The 17,816-nt window shown below is 63.3% G+C and carries 18 protein-coding genes; 5 read left to right on the forward strand and 13 right to left on the reverse strand.

Annotated elements, in window-relative coordinates; all coding sequences use genetic code 11:
* The first annotated feature begins 117 nt into the window (after positions 1 to 117).
* From flgK to JY500_RS09190, 3 genes are read left to right on the forward strand one after another with little or no spacing between them, the layout of a single operon-like run.
* On the forward strand, positions 118 to 2,112 hold the full coding sequence (gene flgK / locus JY500_RS09180) for a flagellar hook-associated protein FlgK (protein WP_206256135.1): 1,995 nt from the start codon (positions 118 to 120) through the stop codon (positions 2,110 to 2,112).
* A 17-nt stretch (positions 2,113 to 2,129) separates the two neighbouring features.
* Complete coding sequence (flgL, locus tag JY500_RS09185) at positions 2,130 to 3,314, forward strand: flagellar hook-associated protein FlgL (protein ID WP_172202999.1); 1,185 nt, start codon at positions 2,130 to 2,132, stop codon at positions 3,312 to 3,314.
* Positions 3,315 to 3,319: 5 nt separating this feature from the next.
* Positions 3,320 to 3,754: a hypothetical protein gene (locus JY500_RS09190; protein WP_206256136.1), complete on the forward strand. Its 435-nt coding sequence runs from the start codon at positions 3,320 to 3,322 to the stop codon at positions 3,752 to 3,754.
* A 14-nt stretch (positions 3,755 to 3,768) separates the two neighbouring features.
* On the opposite strand, the gene fliR is transcribed toward JY500_RS09190, so the two are convergent.
* The 13 genes from fliR to fliF all read right to left on the reverse strand — a co-directional run bounded on the left by fliR (position 3,769) and on the right by fliF (position 15,153).
* Entirely contained in the window at positions 3,769 to 4,557 is a 789-nt protein-coding gene (fliR, locus tag JY500_RS09195; RefSeq protein WP_172202997.1) for a flagellar biosynthetic protein FliR, read from the reverse strand.
* A 10-nt stretch (positions 4,558 to 4,567) separates the two neighbouring features.
* Entirely contained in the window at positions 4,568 to 4,837 is a 270-nt protein-coding gene (gene fliQ, locus JY500_RS09200; protein ID WP_206256137.1) for a flagellar biosynthesis protein FliQ, read from the reverse strand.
* Positions 4,838 to 4,846: 9 nt separating this feature from the next.
* Positions 4,847 to 5,590 (reverse strand): flagellar type III secretion system pore protein FliP, encoded by a 744-nt coding sequence (gene fliP / locus JY500_RS09205; RefSeq protein WP_172202995.1) that lies wholly within the window; start codon positions 5,588 to 5,590, stop codon positions 4,847 to 4,849.
* The gene (gene fliO / locus JY500_RS09210; RefSeq protein WP_246479851.1) at positions 5,580 to 6,002 is read right to left on the reverse strand and encodes a flagellar biosynthetic protein FliO; all 423 of its coding nucleotides are present in this window, start codon (positions 6,000 to 6,002) and stop codon (positions 5,580 to 5,582) included. The genes fliP and fliO overlap by 11 nt, the downstream gene beginning before the upstream one ends.
* Positions 6,003 to 6,186: 184 nt before the next feature.
* The gene (gene fliN / locus JY500_RS09215; RefSeq protein ID WP_172202994.1) at positions 6,187 to 6,603 is read right to left on the reverse strand and encodes a flagellar motor switch protein FliN; all 417 of its coding nucleotides are present in this window, start codon (positions 6,601 to 6,603) and stop codon (positions 6,187 to 6,189) included.
* On the reverse strand, positions 6,596 to 7,615 hold the full coding sequence (fliM, locus tag JY500_RS09220; protein WP_172202993.1) for a flagellar motor switch protein FliM: 1,020 nt from the start codon (positions 7,613 to 7,615) through the stop codon (positions 6,596 to 6,598). The genes fliN and fliM overlap by 8 nt, the downstream gene beginning before the upstream one ends.
* A 30-nt stretch (positions 7,616 to 7,645) precedes the next feature.
* Positions 7,646 to 8,209, reverse strand: a complete 564-nt coding sequence (locus JY500_RS09225) for a flagellar basal body-associated protein FliL (RefSeq protein WP_172202992.1) — start codon at positions 8,207 to 8,209, stop codon at positions 7,646 to 7,648.
* A gap of 136 nt (positions 8,210 to 8,345) precedes the next feature.
* Positions 8,346 to 9,617, reverse strand: coding sequence for a flagellar hook-length control protein FliK (locus tag JY500_RS09230; protein ID WP_206256138.1), 1,272 nt, complete (start codon positions 9,615 to 9,617; stop codon positions 8,346 to 8,348).
* Between the two features lie 68 nt (positions 9,618 to 9,685).
* Entirely contained in the window at positions 9,686 to 10,195 is a 510-nt protein-coding gene (gene fliJ, locus JY500_RS09235) for a flagellar export protein FliJ (protein ID WP_172202990.1), read from the reverse strand.
* A gap of 110 nt (positions 10,196 to 10,305) precedes the next feature.
* Positions 10,306 to 11,709 carry a flagellar protein export ATPase FliI gene (fliI, locus tag JY500_RS09240; RefSeq protein WP_172202989.1) on the reverse strand — a complete coding sequence of 468 codons (1,404 nt, stop codon included), beginning with the start codon at positions 11,707 to 11,709 and terminating at the stop codon, positions 10,306 to 10,308.
* Positions 11,709 to 12,425 (reverse strand): FliH/SctL family protein, encoded by a 717-nt coding sequence (locus JY500_RS09245; RefSeq protein WP_206256139.1) that lies wholly within the window; start codon positions 12,423 to 12,425, stop codon positions 11,709 to 11,711. Before JY500_RS09245 ends, fliI begins: the two co-directional genes overlap by 1 nt.
* Positions 12,426 to 12,443: 18 nt before the next feature.
* The gene (gene fliG / locus JY500_RS09250) at positions 12,444 to 13,442 is read right to left on the reverse strand and encodes a flagellar motor switch protein FliG (protein ID WP_172202987.1); all 999 of its coding nucleotides are present in this window, start codon (positions 13,440 to 13,442) and stop codon (positions 12,444 to 12,446) included.
* The gene (gene fliF / locus JY500_RS09255) at positions 13,429 to 15,153 is read right to left on the reverse strand and encodes a flagellar basal-body MS-ring/collar protein FliF (RefSeq protein WP_172202986.1); all 1,725 of its coding nucleotides are present in this window, start codon (positions 15,151 to 15,153) and stop codon (positions 13,429 to 13,431) included. The genes fliG and fliF overlap by 14 nt, the downstream gene beginning before the upstream one ends.
* 180 nt (positions 15,154 to 15,333) lie before the next feature.
* Between fliF and JY500_RS09260 the strand changes: the two genes are divergently transcribed.
* The gene (locus JY500_RS09260; protein ID WP_172202985.1) at positions 15,334 to 16,449 is read left to right on the forward strand and encodes a sensor histidine kinase; all 1,116 of its coding nucleotides are present in this window, start codon (positions 15,334 to 15,336) and stop codon (positions 16,447 to 16,449) included.
* Positions 16,446 to 17,795, forward strand: a complete 1,350-nt coding sequence (locus tag JY500_RS09265; RefSeq protein WP_206256140.1) for a sigma-54-dependent transcriptional regulator — start codon at positions 16,446 to 16,448, stop codon at positions 17,793 to 17,795. Before JY500_RS09260 ends, JY500_RS09265 begins: the two co-directional genes overlap by 4 nt.
* The last annotated feature ends 21 nt before the right edge of the window (positions 17,796 to 17,816 follow it).

A 17,816-nucleotide genomic window follows, 5' to 3' on the forward strand; every position in this document is an offset into this window, starting at 1 on the left:
GGCTGCGTGGTCGTCGCTTTGCAATAGCGCGGGCAAACCCAAGTATTTCAAGGTGTTTGCAAAGCAGGCAAAGGAATTGCTTAGAAGTGCCGTAAAGGGCATTACGAGGCAATCGTCATGGGCAACAGCGTACTCAACATCGGCATCTCAGGCATCAACGCTGCGCAGGCGGGTCTGGTCACGACCGGCCACAACATCTCGAACGCCTCCACTGCCGGGTATAGCCGCCAGCAAATCGTCCAGAGCACCAACCAGCCGGTGTTTTCGGGGGCCGGCTACTTTGGCCAAGGCACGAATGTCCAGACGATCAAGCGCAGCTACAACAGCTATCTCGAACAGCAGGTGCTGACGGCCAATTCGCGCTATCAGGAGATGAACACCTACTACGAGCAGGTCAAGCAGATCGACGACCTGTTCGGTGACCCGAGCGCGGGCTTGTCGCCGGCCATTCAGGATTTCTTCAAAGGCGTGCAGAGCGTGGCGGCAAACGCTACCAGTATCCCTTCGCGCCAGTCGATGCTGTCGCAATCCGAGGCTTTGGTCGCGCGCTTCCAGACGCTCAATACGCGCATCGACGAGTTGCGTGACCTGGTTGGCGGCGAGATCAATGGCACCGTTACCGAGATCAACAGCCTTGCGGGCCAGATCGGCGAGCTGAACCAGCGCATCATCTACGCGTCGAACATCGGCGCCGGCCAACCGCCGAACGATCTGCTCGACGAGCGCGCCCAGTTGGTGTCGCAGCTCAACGATCAGGTACGCGTGACGACGATGTCGAACGAAGACGGTTCGATCAACGTTTTCGTCGGGAATGGTCAGCCTCTGGTGGTGCGTTCCGATGTCGCAACGCTGACGGCTCAACCTTCACGTGCCGACCTGTCGCGCATCGTCGTCGCGATTCAGTTGCCGACCGGCGGTGGGCAGGAATTGCCGGATGCGGCATTTTCTGGCGGCAAACTTTCCGGTTTGCTCAACTTCCGTAGCGAATCGCTGGACTCTGTGCAGAACGGTCTCGGACGCCTGGCCCTCGGCATCACCCAGACTTTCAATGCGCAGCATCGCCTTGGCCAGGATCTCGACGGCGCACTGGGTGGCGACTATTTCCAGCCGCTGGCCGGTCGCACGATCTATCCGAACAGCCCGTCGAACACCGGTACGGCTCAGATTGATGTGCCGATCACGAATGCGTCCGACCTCACGACCAGTGACTATTCGCTGACCTACACGGCGGCGAATACCTTCCAGTTGGTTCGGCGCTCCGATTCGCAGGTGTGGACCGCCTCCGGTGCCACACCCGCAGCCGCGCTGGCTGCGGTGCTCGCGGCTGCGCCATCGCAAGGTTTTTCGATGACCTTGAGCGGCGCGCCAGCTGTAGGCGATAGCTTCACGATTCAGCCGACCCGTGCAGCAGCCGATCAGTTTGCGGTGGCGATCAAGGATCCGCGCCTGATCGCAGCCGCCGCGCCGATCCGGACCCTGGCGACCAATGCGAATACCGGCTCCGCGAGCATTACGCAGGGTGTGGTGAGCGATGTCACCAACCTCGCGCCGCCGCCCGCGCTGACCTTGCCGCTAACCTTCACGTACAACGCGGGCAACCTGTCCGGTTTTCCGGCAGGTTTCCCGATCACGGTTACGCAGCCGAACGGCACCAGCACGAGCTACCCGGCGGGTGGGCCGATTCCATATTCGGATGGCGCCAAGATCGCGTTCGGCGGTGTGTCCTTCACGATTTCCGGCACACCGAAGAATGGCGATAGCTTCACCATGGAACGCAACCCTGGTGGGGTGTCGGATAGCCGCAATGCGGTCTTGCTGGGCCAGCTTCAGCAGGTGAAGACGCTGATCGGCAATTCAGCGAGCTACGAAGCTGCCTATGCGCAGCTGGTCGGCGAGATCGGTTCGCGCACGCGTGAAGTACAGGTGACTTCGGAGTCGCAGAAGGTGGTTGCTGAGCGTGCCAAGGATGCTCAGCAGGCACTGGTGGGTGTGAACCTCGATGAGGAGGCGGCCAATCTGGTCCGCTACCAGCAGGCGTATCAGGCGGCAGGCAAGGTCATGCAGGTCGCCAGCACGCTGTTTAACGAGATTTTGGCGATCGGCCGTGGATGATTGACTGGAGCTAAGCCATGCGTGTTTCAACCGGAATGATTTATGACAATGGAACGACCCAGTTCCAGAATCGCGCCGGCGATTTGCTGAAACTCCAGCAGCAGATCTCCACCGGGCGGCGCGTCGTGGCCCCGTCGGATGATCCGATTGCTGCGTCGTCGGCGTTGATCGTTCAGCAGGCCAAGGGCGTCAACGAGCAGTGGGCAACCAACCGCGGCTCGGCGAAGGACTCGCTGCAGATCGTTGAGAGCAAGCTCTCAGGCGTTAGCGACCTGATCGCCTACCTCAAGGAGAAGACCATCCAGGCAGGCAATGGCTCGCTCAGCCCAGCTGACCGCAAGTCGATTGCGGTTGACGTACGGGCGCGTTTCGATGCGTTGGTCGGTCTTGCCAACAGCAACGATCCGCAAGGCGGCTACCTCTTCGCGGGCTTTCAGACGGACACGCAACCCTTTGTTGGCAGCATTGCCAGCGGTGTCATCTATCAGGGCGACCAGGGGTCGCGGGCGCTGCAGATCAGCGATTCACGCGTGATCCCGGTCAGCAATTCGGGCAACGAGGTGTTCATGGACATCCCGAACCTGAACGGCGCCTTCCACACATCGGCTGGCGCAAGCAATTCCGGCGCTGCCGTGATTGACGACGGATCGGTCACCGGCACCTACACCGGTAACCAATACCGCATCGACTTCACCGGCCCCGGTAGCTATGACGTGTACGACGTGACGGCAGGCGGCGGGCCGATCAGCAGCGGTAGCTATGTCAGCGGCACCTCGATCGCTTTCGCGGGCATCCAGGTTTCGGTGTCGGGGACGCCGGCGGCGGGCGATACCTTCAGCATCGATCCCGGCGGCTATACCGATATCTTCAATACGATCAAGACCTTCGTCGGGGCTCTGGAAAACTCCAGCGGCGCTGCGCTCAATACGCAGGTGACGCAGACTCTGGGCAAGCTCGACAAGGCGCTCGATAACGTGCTGCGTGTGACGGCGTCGGTCGGTTCGCGTGTCAACGAGGTACAGGCCGCAGAATCAGTCGGCTCGCAGGCTGATCTGCAGTACGCAAGCACGATCTCGCGCCTCACGGATCTGGACTACGCGCAGGCCAGCTCAGACGTCTCGCAGAAGACGGTTGCTTTGCAGGCTGCACAGCAGGCGTTCGTCAAGACCACGGGCCTGTCGCTCTTCAACTACATCGGGTGAGCGCCATGCGTACGCCAATGCTTGTGCTGTTGCTTGGCGCGCTCGGTGCCTGTTCGAGCATCAAGGGTGACTATCCGTCCACACCGCTGATTCCCAACGCCGCAATCAACGTTGCGGACGGGCTGACCATCGCCCTGGAGGATATTGTTGCCGGTGCTGCGGTGATCGGCGTTGCCTACTACGTGATCGATCCGCTGGCGCCGAACTGGACGCTGCGCGCCGTGCGGCTCGACGAAGACCGCTACCGCATCGCGATGCGCATGAAGCGCTTTCACATGGGCGGCGAGGGTGAGGCGATGCAGCTCTTCAAGCGTCAGGCCGAAGACATGGTGCGGGCGCAGGGCTACAGCAGCTACACGATTGCCCGCTACGAGGAAGGGCAGGAGTCCAACTGGATTTCCGAGCGCGTTGCCAGCGGTGATCTGATCCTCAGGCGTTGAAGCCTCTCCGCGGATCAGTGGCCGGCGGCGATCTTCAAGAACATCCCGACGGTGTCGAACCCGCGCTCATACAGCGATTGAAGTACGCCGGCGAGCATTGGCAGGCAGGCTGCCAGCGCCACTACGCCGACCGTCAGCGTGATCGGAAATCCGAGTGCGAACAGGTTCAGTTGCGGCGCGGCTCGCGTGAGCACGCCGAGTGCGATGTTGGTGATCAACAGCGTTGTGACCGCCGGGAGTGCGAGCATCAGCCCGGTGACGAAGATGCTGCCGCCGCTGCGCACGATGATCTTGGCTGCGTCGCCAGGAAAACCAACGCCACCTGCCGGCAGCCATTCGAAGCTGCGCACCACCGTTTCAATCACCAGCAAATGCCCGTTGAGCGCAAGGAAGATCAGCGACGCGATCAGGCCGAGGAACTGAGCAATCACCGTGGTCTGGCCGGCTGATTGCGGATCGTAGAACATCGCAAACGACAGGCCCATCTGCAGACCGATCAAGTCGCCCGCGAGGTCGATGGCGACGAAGACAAGCCGAATCGTGAAGCCGATTGCGAAGCCGATCATCATCTCGGTGGCGATTGCGCCAACGACCAGAAAGGAACCGGGCGCAACGGCGGGCGAGGGCGGCAAAACCGGGGCGATCGCCATGGTGATTGCCAATCCGGTGACGAGCCGGATATGCCGAGGCATGCCGACGTTGTTGAAGATCGGTGCGCTTGTCAGCATGGCCAGGATACGGAACGCCGGGTACGCGTACATCGCGAGCCAGCCCGCCCAGTCCGTGCTGGTGAAGGTGAACATGCCTGAAGTGCTATCCGATCAGGCCGGGGATCGACGCGTACAGCCGCCGGATGTAGTCGGTGATCGTGGTCAGCATCCAGGGGCCGGCGATCAGCAGTGTCACGAACATCGCCATCACCTTTGGTACGAAGGTCAGCGTCATCTCGTTGATCTGCGTGGCCGCCTGAAAGATTGACAGCACCAGGCCAACCACCAGCGCGCACAGCAGTGGTGGCGCAGAGACCATCAACACGATTTCGATTGCGTCGCGCCCGAGGGCGATCACGGTCGTGGGTGTCATGTTCTTCCCCTACGCGAAACTATTGACGAGTGTTGCGACGACCAGATTCCAGCCATCGACCAGCACGAACAGCATTAACTTGAATGGCAGCGAGACGATCACAGGCGACATCATCATCATGCCCATGGACATCAGCACCGACGCGACCACCATGTCGATGATGAGGAAGGGCAGGAACACGATGAAGCCAATCTGGAATGCAGTCTTCAGCTCGCTGGTAACGAAGGCCGGGATGATCACGCGCATCGGCAGTTCTTCGGCCTTGTTCACCTTGGGTGTCTTGGCAAGTTGCGCGAAGAGGGAAAGATCCGCCTCCCGCATCTGCTTGAGCATGAAGCCCTTCACCGGCACCGAGGCCCGCTGCAAGGCAACGTCGAACTCGATGCGCCCCTCGGCCAGTGGCTTGTAGGCGTCCTCATAGACCCGGTCCGCAACCGGGCTCATGATGAAGAACGTGAGGAACAGCGACAGCCCCATGATCACCTGGTTCGGCGGCGAGGTCTGGGTGCCGAGCGCGTGACGCAGCAACGCGAAGACGATGATGATCCGGGTGAAGCTCGTCATCATCAGCACGATCGCGGGGATGAAGACCAAGGAGGTCATCATCACCAGCGTTTGCACGGTGATCGAATAGGTCTGCGCGCCGCCCGGTCCGGGGGTGCTGCTGAAGGCGGGCAAAGCCTGGGCGAGCGCGGGCAGCGCAGTGAAAACAAGGGGCAGCGCGAGCAATGCGCGGCGTAGGTCAAGCTTCATGGCGACCCCCTTTCAGCAGGGATGCAAGCTTGCGCTGGAAGTCACCCTCGATCGGGGCAGGCGGCGCACTGCGAGGGACCTCGGCGGTGTCGAGTGTCTGCAGTGCGGTGATGCGACCGGGCGCAACGCCCAGCACCAGAACCTTTTCGCCCAGTTCGACCAAGACGACGCGCTCGCGTGGCCCGACCGCGGTGCCTCCGATGATGCGCAGCGTTGCCTGGCCGCTGCCGCTACGCGCCTGAAGCCGTTTGACGACATGCAGCAGGCCGTAGAGGCTGGCAAGTACCACGGCGAGCCCGAACAGCATCGACAGCAGACTGCCACCTGCATCGGCGACTGCGGCGGACGCCGAAGCGGGCGCAAGCAGGGCTGCGAGCAACGCGGGAAGAGACAGGCTTGAAGGTTTGGACATCGCGGTATCACCGGCTGGATATGCGATGCCATTTTGCGGCCGGCAAGAATTGCCGGCCCGCGGATTAGCGCGGGAAAGCGGGCCCTATTCCGATGCTTGGCGGGCGCGCTTTCCGTTGGCCTGGGTGTTCGCCGGCGTTCAGATCGTGCCAGCACCCATCATGGACAGGACTGCTTGCTGACCGTCAGAGGCCGCGAACCTTACGCATGCGCTCCGACGGCGTGATGATGTCGGTGAGACGGATACCGAACTTGTCGTTGACCACGACCACTTCGCCCTGCGCGATCAACGTGCCGTTGACCAGCACATCCATCGGTTCGCCCGCCAGCGCATCGAGTTCGACAACCGAGCCGTGGGCCAACTGCAGCAAGTTGCGGATCGAGAGTTTCGTGCGACCGAGTTCGACGGTGATCTGGACTGGGATGTCCAGAATCATGTCGAAGTCGTTCATCGACGTCGGTTTTTCTCCTGCGCCGAATTCCGGAAATGCGGCACGAGCGGGCTCTGGCGGTGGCGGTTCGGCCATCGCCGCATCCGCAACCGCCTGCTCCTGCATTGCGGCTGCCCAGTCGTCTTCACTGATTTGTTCGTCTTCAGCCATCATGGCCTCCCAGTTTGGCCGCGATCAGGTTGATCTCGCGGTCCTCCGGCGGCACCAGCCGTTCGATTCTCACGGCGTGATAGCCGTGGCTGATGCCGTGTTTGCCCTCGAAAGCCGGTACGCCATCCACATGGCCCTGCACCAGCTCCGGTATGTCGAGCGGAATGATGTCGCCCACCTTGAATTGCACGACGTCGCGGAGCCTGACCGTTGTCTTCGCGAGGTCCACCGTGAGGTCGAGCTCGATGCTCTGGATCTGCTTCGTCATCAGGCCAACCCACCGCTTGTCTTGCGTGAGGTGGTCAGACTGCATCGTGCTGTAGAGCAGATCGCGGATCGGTTCGACGGTGGAGTAGGGCAGGCACAGGTGCATGTCCGCCTGCGTGCCGCCGAATTCCAGCGCGAAGTTCATCGACACCACGATCTCGCTTGGCGTCGCGATATTGGCGAACTGCGGGTTCATCTCCGAGCGGACGTACTCGAACTGGATGCCGAACACCGGCGCCCAGGCCTTTTCCATCTCGCTGAATACCACCTGCAACAAGCCGCGGATGATGCGCTGTTCGGTCGCAGTGAAATCGCGCCCTTCAACCCGGGTGTGGAAGCGTCCGTCGCCGCCGAACATGTTGTCCACCACGAGGAACACCAGGTTCGGATCGAACACGATCAGGCCGGTGCCGCGCAGCGGCTTCACCATGATCAGGTTCAGGTTGGTCGGCACCACCAGGTTGCGTACGAACTCGCTGTACTTCTGCACCTTGATCGGCCCCACCGATACTTCGGTGTTGCGGTGCATGTAGTTGAAAAGCCCGATGCGCAGGTTGCGCGCAAAGCGCTCGTTGATGAGCTCCATCGTGGGCATGCGCCCACGAACAATCCGTTCCTGCGTCGCAAGGTTGTAGTTGCGTATGCCGCTGGTGTCGGTGTCGCCCTGGTCGACTTCATCGGTTTCACCGGTGACGCCACGGAGTAGCGCATCGACCTCTTCCTGCGAGAGAAAGTCTTGAGCCATGGTCGAGTCCCGGTCTGTCCCGTATTGTCCTTACTGGACGATGAAAGAAGTAAAGAGCACGGACACGATCGGCCCGCCCTCGTCGTGATCAGCGCCTTTTTTCTTCTTCTTGGGCGGCTCATAGCCCAGCGAGGTGTTCGCCTCCGTACGGATCTCCGCGGCGAGGGCCTCGCGCCCTTCGGGGTTGGCGATCTCGGACGCTTTCTTGCCCGACAGCAGCATCAGGATGCGATGGCGAATTTCGGGCATCAGCAGCTTGATCTGGTCGCCGGTGTGTGTGTCCGCCACGCGGAACGAGAGCACCACCTGCAGGTACTGCTCGCCGTTTTCCGGCTGCAGGTTTACGACGAAGGGTTCCAGCGGCACGAACACCGGCGGTGCCTTCGGATCGGCATGGGCAGCGGGTTTTTCCTCGTCGGCTTGAGCTTCTTCACCTTCGGCCGCAGCCTTCTTCTTCTTGCCCAGCAGGAGGAAAGCACCGCCTCCGGCAAGCGCGAGCCCCACCACCGCCGCGACGATGATGATCAGCATCTTCTTGCTCTTCTTCGGGGCGGCTTCGCCTTCGGCTGCAGGTTTGGCGGGCTTGCTGGACATTACAGAAATCCTTCTCGATCAGTCGGTGAGGCCTGACGGTACCTGAGTGTTTCCGGACTGAGGTACCGCTAGGGATGATTATTCCCTCTGTCTACGGCCATCAAAGCGCCGAACTGAGGCCTTCCGGACCGGTAATTCAGGCAAACGTATCAACCATGCCGCGGCCTGACTGCGACCAGGCCGGGCGGGCCAAGCCTACAACCTCGGCCGTGTCGTCCGCCGCGACCTGGCGCGCGCCGCGTTGGGGGCCACCCCAGCTGCGTTGTTCCTGCGACGGATCGTTGGTGCCGTTCGCACTCACGTTGACCTGGCCCAGGTTGAGCCCAGCGTCGGTCATCAATTCGCGCAGTCGTGGGATCGATTGTTCGATCGCCTCGCGTGCTGCTGGCGTAGCAGTAACGAAATGCGCCGTGGTCTGGTCGCCGTTTACGTTCAGCGTGATCTCGACGCGGCCCAAGTGTGGCGGCGTGAGGATCAACTCCGCGCGGCCAAGTTCCTTGCCGGCCATCCACACCATTCGGTTGCCCACGTCGTCTGCCCAGCCGCTTTGCGAAACCGGCGTGCGGACAGGGAACTGCGGGGCTTCGGTGCGTGCGGCCTCCGCCGTACGGTTGGCGAGCGTATCCGCCCAAGGTGACACCGTCGGTTGCGTCGGGGCACTTGCCTGAGCTGCCGTGTCCACGATGACAGCCTTGGTTTGCGCCGCTTTGCCGCTTGCTTCCGCGACAACCGCTGCGATGGGCTGCTTGGCCGAATCGCCAAGCGCGGTCAAGGCGGGGTTGGGCTTTTCGTCGCTCGCTGTCGCGGCCGTGCGATTGCTGGTCTGGGCCAAAAGTGCATTCGCCGCAGCGGCCTTGTCCGATGTGTCAGCCGAGGTTTCGCCATTGCTGCCTTGCGCGGCAGGAACTGCCGCAGCCGGCAGCGCTTTGCCGTCCAGCGGCAAACTGTCAACGGCTGTCGCTGATCCTGGAGAACCAGAGAGCCTATTCACGCGTGTGACTGAATCCTCGTTGCTTGGTACTTGGTTCTGCCGCGGAAGAAAGCGCCCTTCCACGGACGTTATGACCCCGTTCGCTGCCGCCTCGGTAAGCGCGGGCTGGTTAGAAGAGTCGACAGTTTGACTGGCTGACGACGGTGCTAAAGACGAAAGCAATGCAGCGGCGATTTGCGCGAGCCGCGCCGGATCGTCGGTGGCCGCCGTCGCATCGGTGTCTGAGCGGTCGCTCGCCTTGTCGCTCTCCGCCTTTTGCGTCTTGGCTTTGGCGCCATCCAGCGCATTGGCGAAGTTCGCCGGCTTGCCGTTGTCGGTGCTTGATTCGGCGGCATTTGCCGGCAGATTCGCCTGCGCCGGCGCGGTGTTGCTCACCGGGGCGGGCATTGGGCTTGGGCTCACGTTCATTGCTGGCATGTTCTGCTCCTCGGGGCGGTTGCCGCCGGCTGTGTCAGCCAGCTTTCAGCAAGGCGCGTGCCAGCGGCTCAGGTCGGGTCCGCGGGCCCTTCGGGCGTGATCGAGCCGTTGCCCGGTGTACTGTCGGAATCGTCCTGGGCTTCTTCCTGCTTGGTTCGAAAGAGCTTGGCCGAATGCTCGTCGGTAATGCGTTGTTCGGCCCGCGATTCCTTGCGAAGGGCAACTGCTTGCTGGCGTGTGGCGAGGGTGTCAAAGGCCTTCTTGCGGTTGCGTTCGTCCACCCAGGCTTGCTTGCCGGCCACGACCTGCTCGCGGGCGCGCGCGACGATCTGTTCCTGCTCGAACACCGCTTCGTCGAGCTTTGCAATGAAGGTGGAGTAGTTGCGCCAGGCTTCGGGCGAGATGCCGGTCTGCGCGGCGGCGCGGAAGCGGTTGTGGTACTCCTCGCGGTACTGGACGAGGATTTCGAGCTTCTGCTCATGCGCCTGGCCGCTTGCGAGCAGTGCGCCAAGGCGCTTGGCCGCATCGTCCATGCGGCTCTGGGCAAGTTCGATCAGCGTTTGCAGTGCGTTGGACATGCGCGGGATGCAGCGAATCCGGCGGGGTGCCGGCTTTCAATATATACGCCGACAAGGCCGCGCGCGCAAAAGCACGCATCGGTTTGACCTGATCCGGCTATCACGGGCGATCAGGTTTCGACACCGAACAGCGTGTGCAGGGCAGCCAGGCTTTGCTCATAGCCGGCGCGCTCGTTGATGCCTTGCTGGAGGAAGGCTTCCAACTGCGGATAGGCGCGCACAGCCTCGTCGAGCAGCACATCCGACCCGGCTTGATAGGCACCGACGGCGATCAGGTCGCGCGAGCGCTGATAGCGCGAGAACAGTTGCTTGAAGCGCCTTACCAGCTCGAAATGCGAAGGCTTGATGAGGTTGTGCATCGCCCGCGAAATGGACTGCTCCATGTCGATCGCGGGGTAGTGCCCTTGATCCGCCAGTGCGCGGGACAACACGATGTGGCCGTCGAGGATCGCGCGGGCCGAGTCGGCAATCGGATCCTGCTGGTCGTCGCCTTCGGCCAGCACGGTGTAGAAGGCCGTGATGGACCCGCCCCCCTCTGGCCCGTTACCGGCGCGCTCGACCAACGCCGGCAAGCGCGCGAAGACCGACGGCGGGTAGCCGCGCGTCACAGGCGGTTCGCCGATCGCCAGCGCGATTTCGCGTTGTGCCATCGCGTAGCGGGTCAGCGAGTCCATGATCAGGAGCACTTGCTTGCCCTGATCGCGGAAGTGTTCTGCCACCGTGGTGGCATAGGCCGCCCCTTGCAGCCGCATCAGCGGACTGGTGTCTGCCGGTGCGGCCACGACAACCGAGCGCGCGCGCCCCTCTGGCCCGAGGTTCTGCTCGATGAACTCCTTGACCTCGCGGCCCCGTTCGCCAATCAGCCCGACGACGATGACTTCGGCCTCGGTGTAGCGCGCCATCATGCCGATCAGCACCGATTTGCCGACGCCAGAGCCTGCGAACAGACCCATCCGCTGACCACGCCCGATCGTCAGCAGCGCGTTGATGGTGCGGATTCCGACGTCGAGACTTGCTGCTATCGGGGCGCGGAGCAGCGGGTTGAACGGCCGGCTCTGCAGCGAACGGGTGTGCTTCACTTCGAGCGGCCCGAGACCATCGAGCGGCCGGCCGGCGCCGTCGACGACGCGGCCGAGCAGTTCATTGCCCACCGGCAGATGCTTCGCCCGGTCCGACGCGCGGCGCCGGGGTTCGACGCGTTCTGAGGTGCTCAGCTTGGGCTGTGCCGGATCGTTGGGTACCACTTGCGCGCCGGGCGCGAGGCCGAACACATCGTCGGTCGGCATCATGTACAGCTTGTCGCCCGTAAAGCCGACGACTTCGGCTTCCACCGACCCGCCGCCCGGGATCAGGATTCGGCAACCGGACCCAAGTGGTAGCTTCAGCCCCGAGGCCTCCATGACGAGGCCGTTGATCCGTGTCAGGCGGCCGGCGACCTGGTAGGGGGAGGCGACCGCCGCCATCTTGCGGCAGTCTTCCAGATAATCACGCCAGGAGTCGGCGAGGCGCGGCATCACTCATCCTCCCACGGATGTTCGCGCGAGAGGTTCTCGACCACCCGGCGCCAGCGCGTTGCGACCGTTGCGTCGAGCAGCGTGCCTGCAACTTCGATGCGGCAGCCACCGCGCTCGACCGAGTCGTCCTCCACGATGCGGTGACCCGCGTGGGCGTGCTGTTCGCCGAGGTATTGCCGTACCAGCGCATCGTCCGCCGAATTCACATGCAGCACCGCATGCTGCTGCGGCAACTGCGCCAGCGCTTCGCGAATCACGACCAGCAGGCTCTCGGGCCTTTGCTTGATCTGCTCCCGCACTACCAAACGCGCCACTTCAAGCGACAGCGCAAGGATCTCCGCGCCGATCGACTCGTCGAGATGATCAAGCGTGTCCTTGAACTGACCCAGCAACTGGTGCAGTTCAGCGGCCTCCAGTCGCCCGCGTGCGCTGCCTTCTTCGTAACCGATGTCGTAGCCGGCCTTGTAGGCTTCCTGATGAATCTGGTCGACCTCATCGGCCGTCGGCAAGTGGACGCCGGGTGCGATCTCGATCGGGCCGGTGGGAAGCTCCGGCTCCGGTTCGATGATCGGCTCGGCGACGGGCTCCGGCGCTGACGCCATGTCGATCGCTGGTTCGGGCTCGTCGAGAACCTGCGGCGCCGCAAAATCCTCGAACTGCACGCGGCGGTAGGCGCCGGTGGCCTGATTGGCGCGGATGACGAGTTCGTTTGCCATGGCTTATGCGGTTCCGCCTTAGACGAAGTCGTCGCCACCCTTGCCGCCGATGACGATCTGGCCTTCCTCGGCAAGGCGGCGGGCGATTTTGAGGATTTCCTTCTGCGAGGCTTCGACCTCCGAGAGGCGAACTGGGCCCTTCGATTCCAGGTCCTCGCGCAGCATTTCCGCCGCACGTTGCGACATGTTCTTGAACACCTTCTCGCGCATCTCCGGGTTGGCGCCCTTGAGTGCGATGACCAGCTGGTCGGACTGCACTTCGCGCAGAATCGTCTGGATGCCGCGGTCGTCGACGTCCATCAGGTTATCGAAGACGAACATTTCGTCGAGGATGCGCTGGGCCAGATCCGGGTCGTACTCGCGCACGTTGTCGAGGATCGCGGTCTCCGCCGCACTGCCGACAAAGTTGAGGATGTCCGCCGCATGGCGTACACCGCCGATCGACGTCTTCTTCAGCTGCGTCGAGCCCGACAGCACGCGGGTGAGTGCTTCGTTCAGTTCCTTCAGCGCAGTCGGCTGCACACCGTCGAGCGTTGCGATGCGCAGCAGCACGTCGTTGCGTTGGCGCTCGGAGAAATGCTTGAGGATCTCGCCAGCGTGGTCGAACTCAAGGTGCACCAGGATCGTCGCGATGATCTGCGGGTGTTCGTTCTTGATCAGGTCAGCCGCAGTCGCCGCATCCATCCACTTGAGCGACTCGATACCCGCCGTGTCCGAGCCCTGCAGCACGCGCGAGAGCAGGTTGGCGGCGCGCTCGTCGCCGAGTGCCTTGGTCAGCATGATGCGGATCTTCTCGTCATCGGCCTGCACCGGCGAACTCTTCGCGGCGTAGATCGCAACCTCGTTGATCAAGGCCTCGATCACTTCGCGGCCTTGCGGCGTCAGCCGGGTCATTGCGAGGCCCAGCTTCTGCACCTCACGCGGCGACATGTGCTTGAGGATGTCCGCCGCCTCGTCCGGCCCCAGCGTGAGCAGGAGCAACGCGGCCTTGTTGATTCCCTCTTCAGCGTCGCTCATTCGGCTGGCTCCCCATCCATTCCTTCATCAGCGTTGCGATCACCTTCGGATTCTTCACCGCGATCTCGCGCACCTTCGCGATCTTGCGATCGAAGCTCATGCGCGCGATCTCTTCCATCCGCACTTCCGGCGGCAGCAACTGGTCGTCCGGCACTTCGCCTTGCTCGTTGAGCGTGACCACGTAGCCTTCCTCCTCTTCTTCGCCGCCTTCTTCGCCTGCTTCGGCGCCTTCGGCCACCACCGGCGGCGGTGCGACGGTACGGACCAGCGGCCGCAGCACGCGCAGCCACAGGAAGGCTGCAACCAGGCCCAACAGGAGCCAGCGTGCCAGATCCAGCGCCATCGCGCGCAGTTCCGGATCCTTCCACCACGGCACTTCGTCGCCCTTGCGCAGCGATTCGGTGAAGGGCGCATTGGCCACGTTGACCGTGTCGCCGCGTGTTTCGTTGTAACCGACAGCTTCGCGCACGAGGTCGTTGACCTGCTTCATCTCGGCTTCAGACAGCGGCACGGTGCGAACGTTGCCTTTGGCGTCGCGCTCGCTGCGGTGGTTCACGACCACCGCGACCGAGAGGCGACGAACCTGGCCCAGCGCGCGCTTGGTGTGCTGCACCGTCTTGTCGAGTTCGTAGTTTGTCGTCGAGTTCTTGCTCGACGAAAGCGGCTGCGCCTGGTTGGCGGCACCCGGTGTGCCCGGGGCGGCGGGCGTCGTGATCGGCGCAGTCGCCGGCACAGGCGGTTGGTTGCTCAGCGCGCCAGGCACGCCGGCCGGCGCCGGCTGCATCGTGGTGTTATCCGAGAGCTGCTGGCTGCGGATCGCCTGGTTGGGGCTCGGATTCGGCTTGTAGCTTTCCGCCGTCTGTTCCTGCTGATCGAAATCCACGTCCGCGGTGACCTGGGCGCGCAGGTTGGCCTGACCAACGATCGGTTCCAGGATGCTCTCGATGCGGCGCACGAAGCGATCTTCGAGTTCGCGTACATACTTGATCTGCGTGGCATCGAGCCCGCTTGGGTCGGCCTTGGTCGTCAGCAGGTTGCCGTTCTGATCGATGACGCTGACGGCCGAGGCGGTCAGTTGCGGCACCGATGCCGAGATCAGATTGACGATGCCGGCGATCTGGCCGTTGTCCAGCGCGCGACCAGCATGCAGCGTGAGCACGACTGAGGCCGAGGGCTTCTGCTCATCGCGCAGGAAGGCGGTCTGTTTCGGAATCGCCAGATGCACACGCGCGTTCTGCACCGCATTGATCGAGCCGATGGTGCGGCCCAGTTCGCCTTCGAGGGCGCGCTGGTAGTTAACCTGTTCGAGGAACTGCGAAATGCCGATGCGGTTGCCTTCCATCAGCTCAAAGCCAACCGAACCGCCTTTCGGCAGGCCCTGGCTGGCCATGCGCAGGCGCAATTCCGCGGCTTGCTGCGCCGGCACCAGGATCGCCGAACCGTTGTCGGTGACCTTGAACGGCACGTTCTGCGCCTGCAGCGCCGTAATGATGGCGCCGCCGTCCTTCTCGGCCAGCCCGGAGAACAGCACCGCGTAGTTCGGTTGCTTGCTCCACAGCCAGACGCCGGTGAGCAGTGCGATCGAAACGGCAATCGCCGCTGCACCGGCAATTTTCTGGCGCGCGGTGAGGCGGTTGAAGTTGTCGCGGATCAGCTCAAGCGGCGATGTGGGCGGCGCGGGCTGGTCGGCAGTCAGTTCGGCTTCGGCCATGATCTTGACCTCTTGGGCGCAAAGGCCCTTTTCTGGATGGGTGCATTGTCTTGCCGCTGCCGCAAGTGCAAAGTCCGTTTAAGCGGCAGTTTTTGCCGCCTATTCGCCGCTTGTTGCCGGTCGCCTGCCATTAATCTGCGAGCAGGGCCGGAAAAAGGGTCCGAGACGCTCAACCAGATCATGCAAGAGACGATCCAGCCGCCGCTCGATGCCGCACAGCTCGCCGAGGCCTTCCGCCAGTTCTCGGAGGCCTCCGCACAGCTCACACAGGCCTATTCCGGGCTGGAACGCCAGGTTGAACGCCTGAACGAGCGCCTGACCGGGCTGCTCGCGGCGCTGCCCGCCGGCGTCGTGCTACTTGATGCGCAGGGGCGCATCGAGCAGGTGAACGCAGCCGGCAGAGCGATGCTAGACGACGGCCTGGTCGGGCAGGACTGGCAGGCTGTGTGCGACACCTTGCTCACCCCCACCGAAGCGCCAGCCGAGTTCGAACGTGGCGCGGCAGATTCGCTGCGCCGGCTCTCGCTGTCTCAAACGGCGGAAGACTCCGCCGGTGGCCGCATCGTTTTGCTGCACGACGTGACCGAGGCGTGGCTGATGCGCCGTAACGTCGCGCGGAACGAACGGTTGGCGGCAATGGGCGAGATGGTCGCCGGTCTGGCTCACCAGTTGCGCACACCGCTTGCGGCGGCTTTGTTGTATGCCGGCAATCTCGCCGAACCGAGCCTCGCGCCGGCCGATCGTGCGCGGTGCGCTGAACGTACACTGGACCGCTTGCGTCACCTGGAACGCCTGATTCGCGACATGCTCAGCTTCGCCCGTGGCGAGGCGCTCGGCACCGAAGACTTCGATGTGTGCGAACTGGTGGCCGAACTCGAACACACGATCGAGCCCGTCGCCGCACGTCGCGCGGTGCGCTTCACGAGCCGCTGTGCGTGCCCCGGCGTACGTTTCGCTGGGCATCGCAAGGACATCGCCGGGGCACTGACCAACCTGCTGGAAAACGCCTTGCAGGCAGTGGGTGAGGGTGGCCAGATCAGCCTTCTCGCATCGAACGCCGATGGTCGTGTGCGTTTTGTCGTCGAGGACAATGGCCGCGGTATCGATGCCGCACTCCAGGCGCGACTGTTTGAACCCTTCTTCACCACCCGCGCCGATGGCACCGGCCTGGGCTTGGCGATCGCCCGTGGCGTGGCGCGCGCGCACGGTGGCGACATCACACTACGATCGAACCCGGGAGAGGGCAGCACGTTTGTGCTCGATCTACCTCTGCCGGTTCGGGAGGACGCGGCATGATTGAAACCCTGCACATCCTGGTGGTCGAAGATGACCCGGATATCCGCGACGCCGTCGCATTTACGCTGGAGACAGCGGGCCACACGGTCACTGCCGTGGGTGACGGCCCGGCGGCGCTGGCTGCACTGGATCGCGACGCGTTCAACCTCGTCGTCAGCGACCTGCGCATGCAACCAATGGACGGCTTGCAACTGCTTGATGCCATCCGTGCCGGGCATCCGCAGCTACCGGTCATGCTGATGACCGCCTACGGCGACGTGGGTACAGCGGTCGCGGCGATGCGCGCGGGCGCCTGCGACTTCCTTCTGAAGCCCTTCGAGCCTGCGGTGCTGCTCGATCAAGTGCGCCGCTACGCTACCGCCACGCCGGACGAGTCCGAAATGGTGGCCGAAGACCCGCGGACCCGCGATGTGCTGGCGCTGGCCGCGCGGGTGGCCGAGACGGATGCAACGGTGTTGCTCACCGGCGAGTCCGGTACCGGCAAGGAAGTCTTTGCGCGCTACATCCACCGTCACTCCCGCCGGGCCAACGGCCCATTCGTCGCGATCAACTGCGCCGCAATCCCGGAAACGCTGCTCGAAGCCACATTATTCGGTTACGAGAAGGGCGCGTTTACTGGCGCGCAGACCTCGCAGGCAGGCAAGTTTGAGCAGGCGGATGGCGGCACGCTGCTGCTCGACGAAATCTCTGAAATGCCCTTGCCGCTGCAGGCCAAATTGCTGCGCGTACTGCAGGAGCGCGAGGTTGAGCGCGTTGGCGGCAAGAAGCCGGTGTCGCTGGATATCCGCGTGCTGGCGACCAGCAACCGCGACATGCTGCGCGAAGTCCAGAGCTGCCGCTTCCGCGAAGATCTCTACTACCGCCTCAACGTCTTCCCGATCGCAATCCCGAGCTTGCGTGAGCGCCCCCGCGACGTGGCAGCGCTCGCAAACCATTTCCTGCATCGCCATGGCGAGCGGATCGGCAAGCTCGCGCGCCTGTCGCCGGAGGCGGCGGCAATTCTTGCCGCATGGCATTGGCCGGGCAACGTTCGGGAGTTGGAAAACACATTGCAGCGCGCCGCGATTCTCGCGCGAGGCGAGGTCGTTGAAGCGGCGGACATGCGCTTGTGCCTGCCGCAGGCGAGTGCCGCACCGCCCTCTGACGCGGTGGTGGTGATGACCGATTCGCCCCCCGCATCGGACGAAAAGCCCAGCAACATGCGGGATCTGGAGAGGCAGCACATCCTGGATACCTTGAAATCAGTCGGCGGCTCGCGCAAACTGGCCGTGGAGAAGCTCGGCATCTCCGAGCGAACCCTGCGCTACAAGCTTCAGCAATATCGGGCGGAGGGGGCGGACATCTGAATCTGGCATGTAGCTTGCTGG

Source organism: Niveibacterium microcysteis, from assembly GCF_017161445.1.
Lineage (GTDB): Bacteria > Pseudomonadota > Gammaproteobacteria > Burkholderiales > Rhodocyclaceae > Niveibacterium > Niveibacterium microcysteis.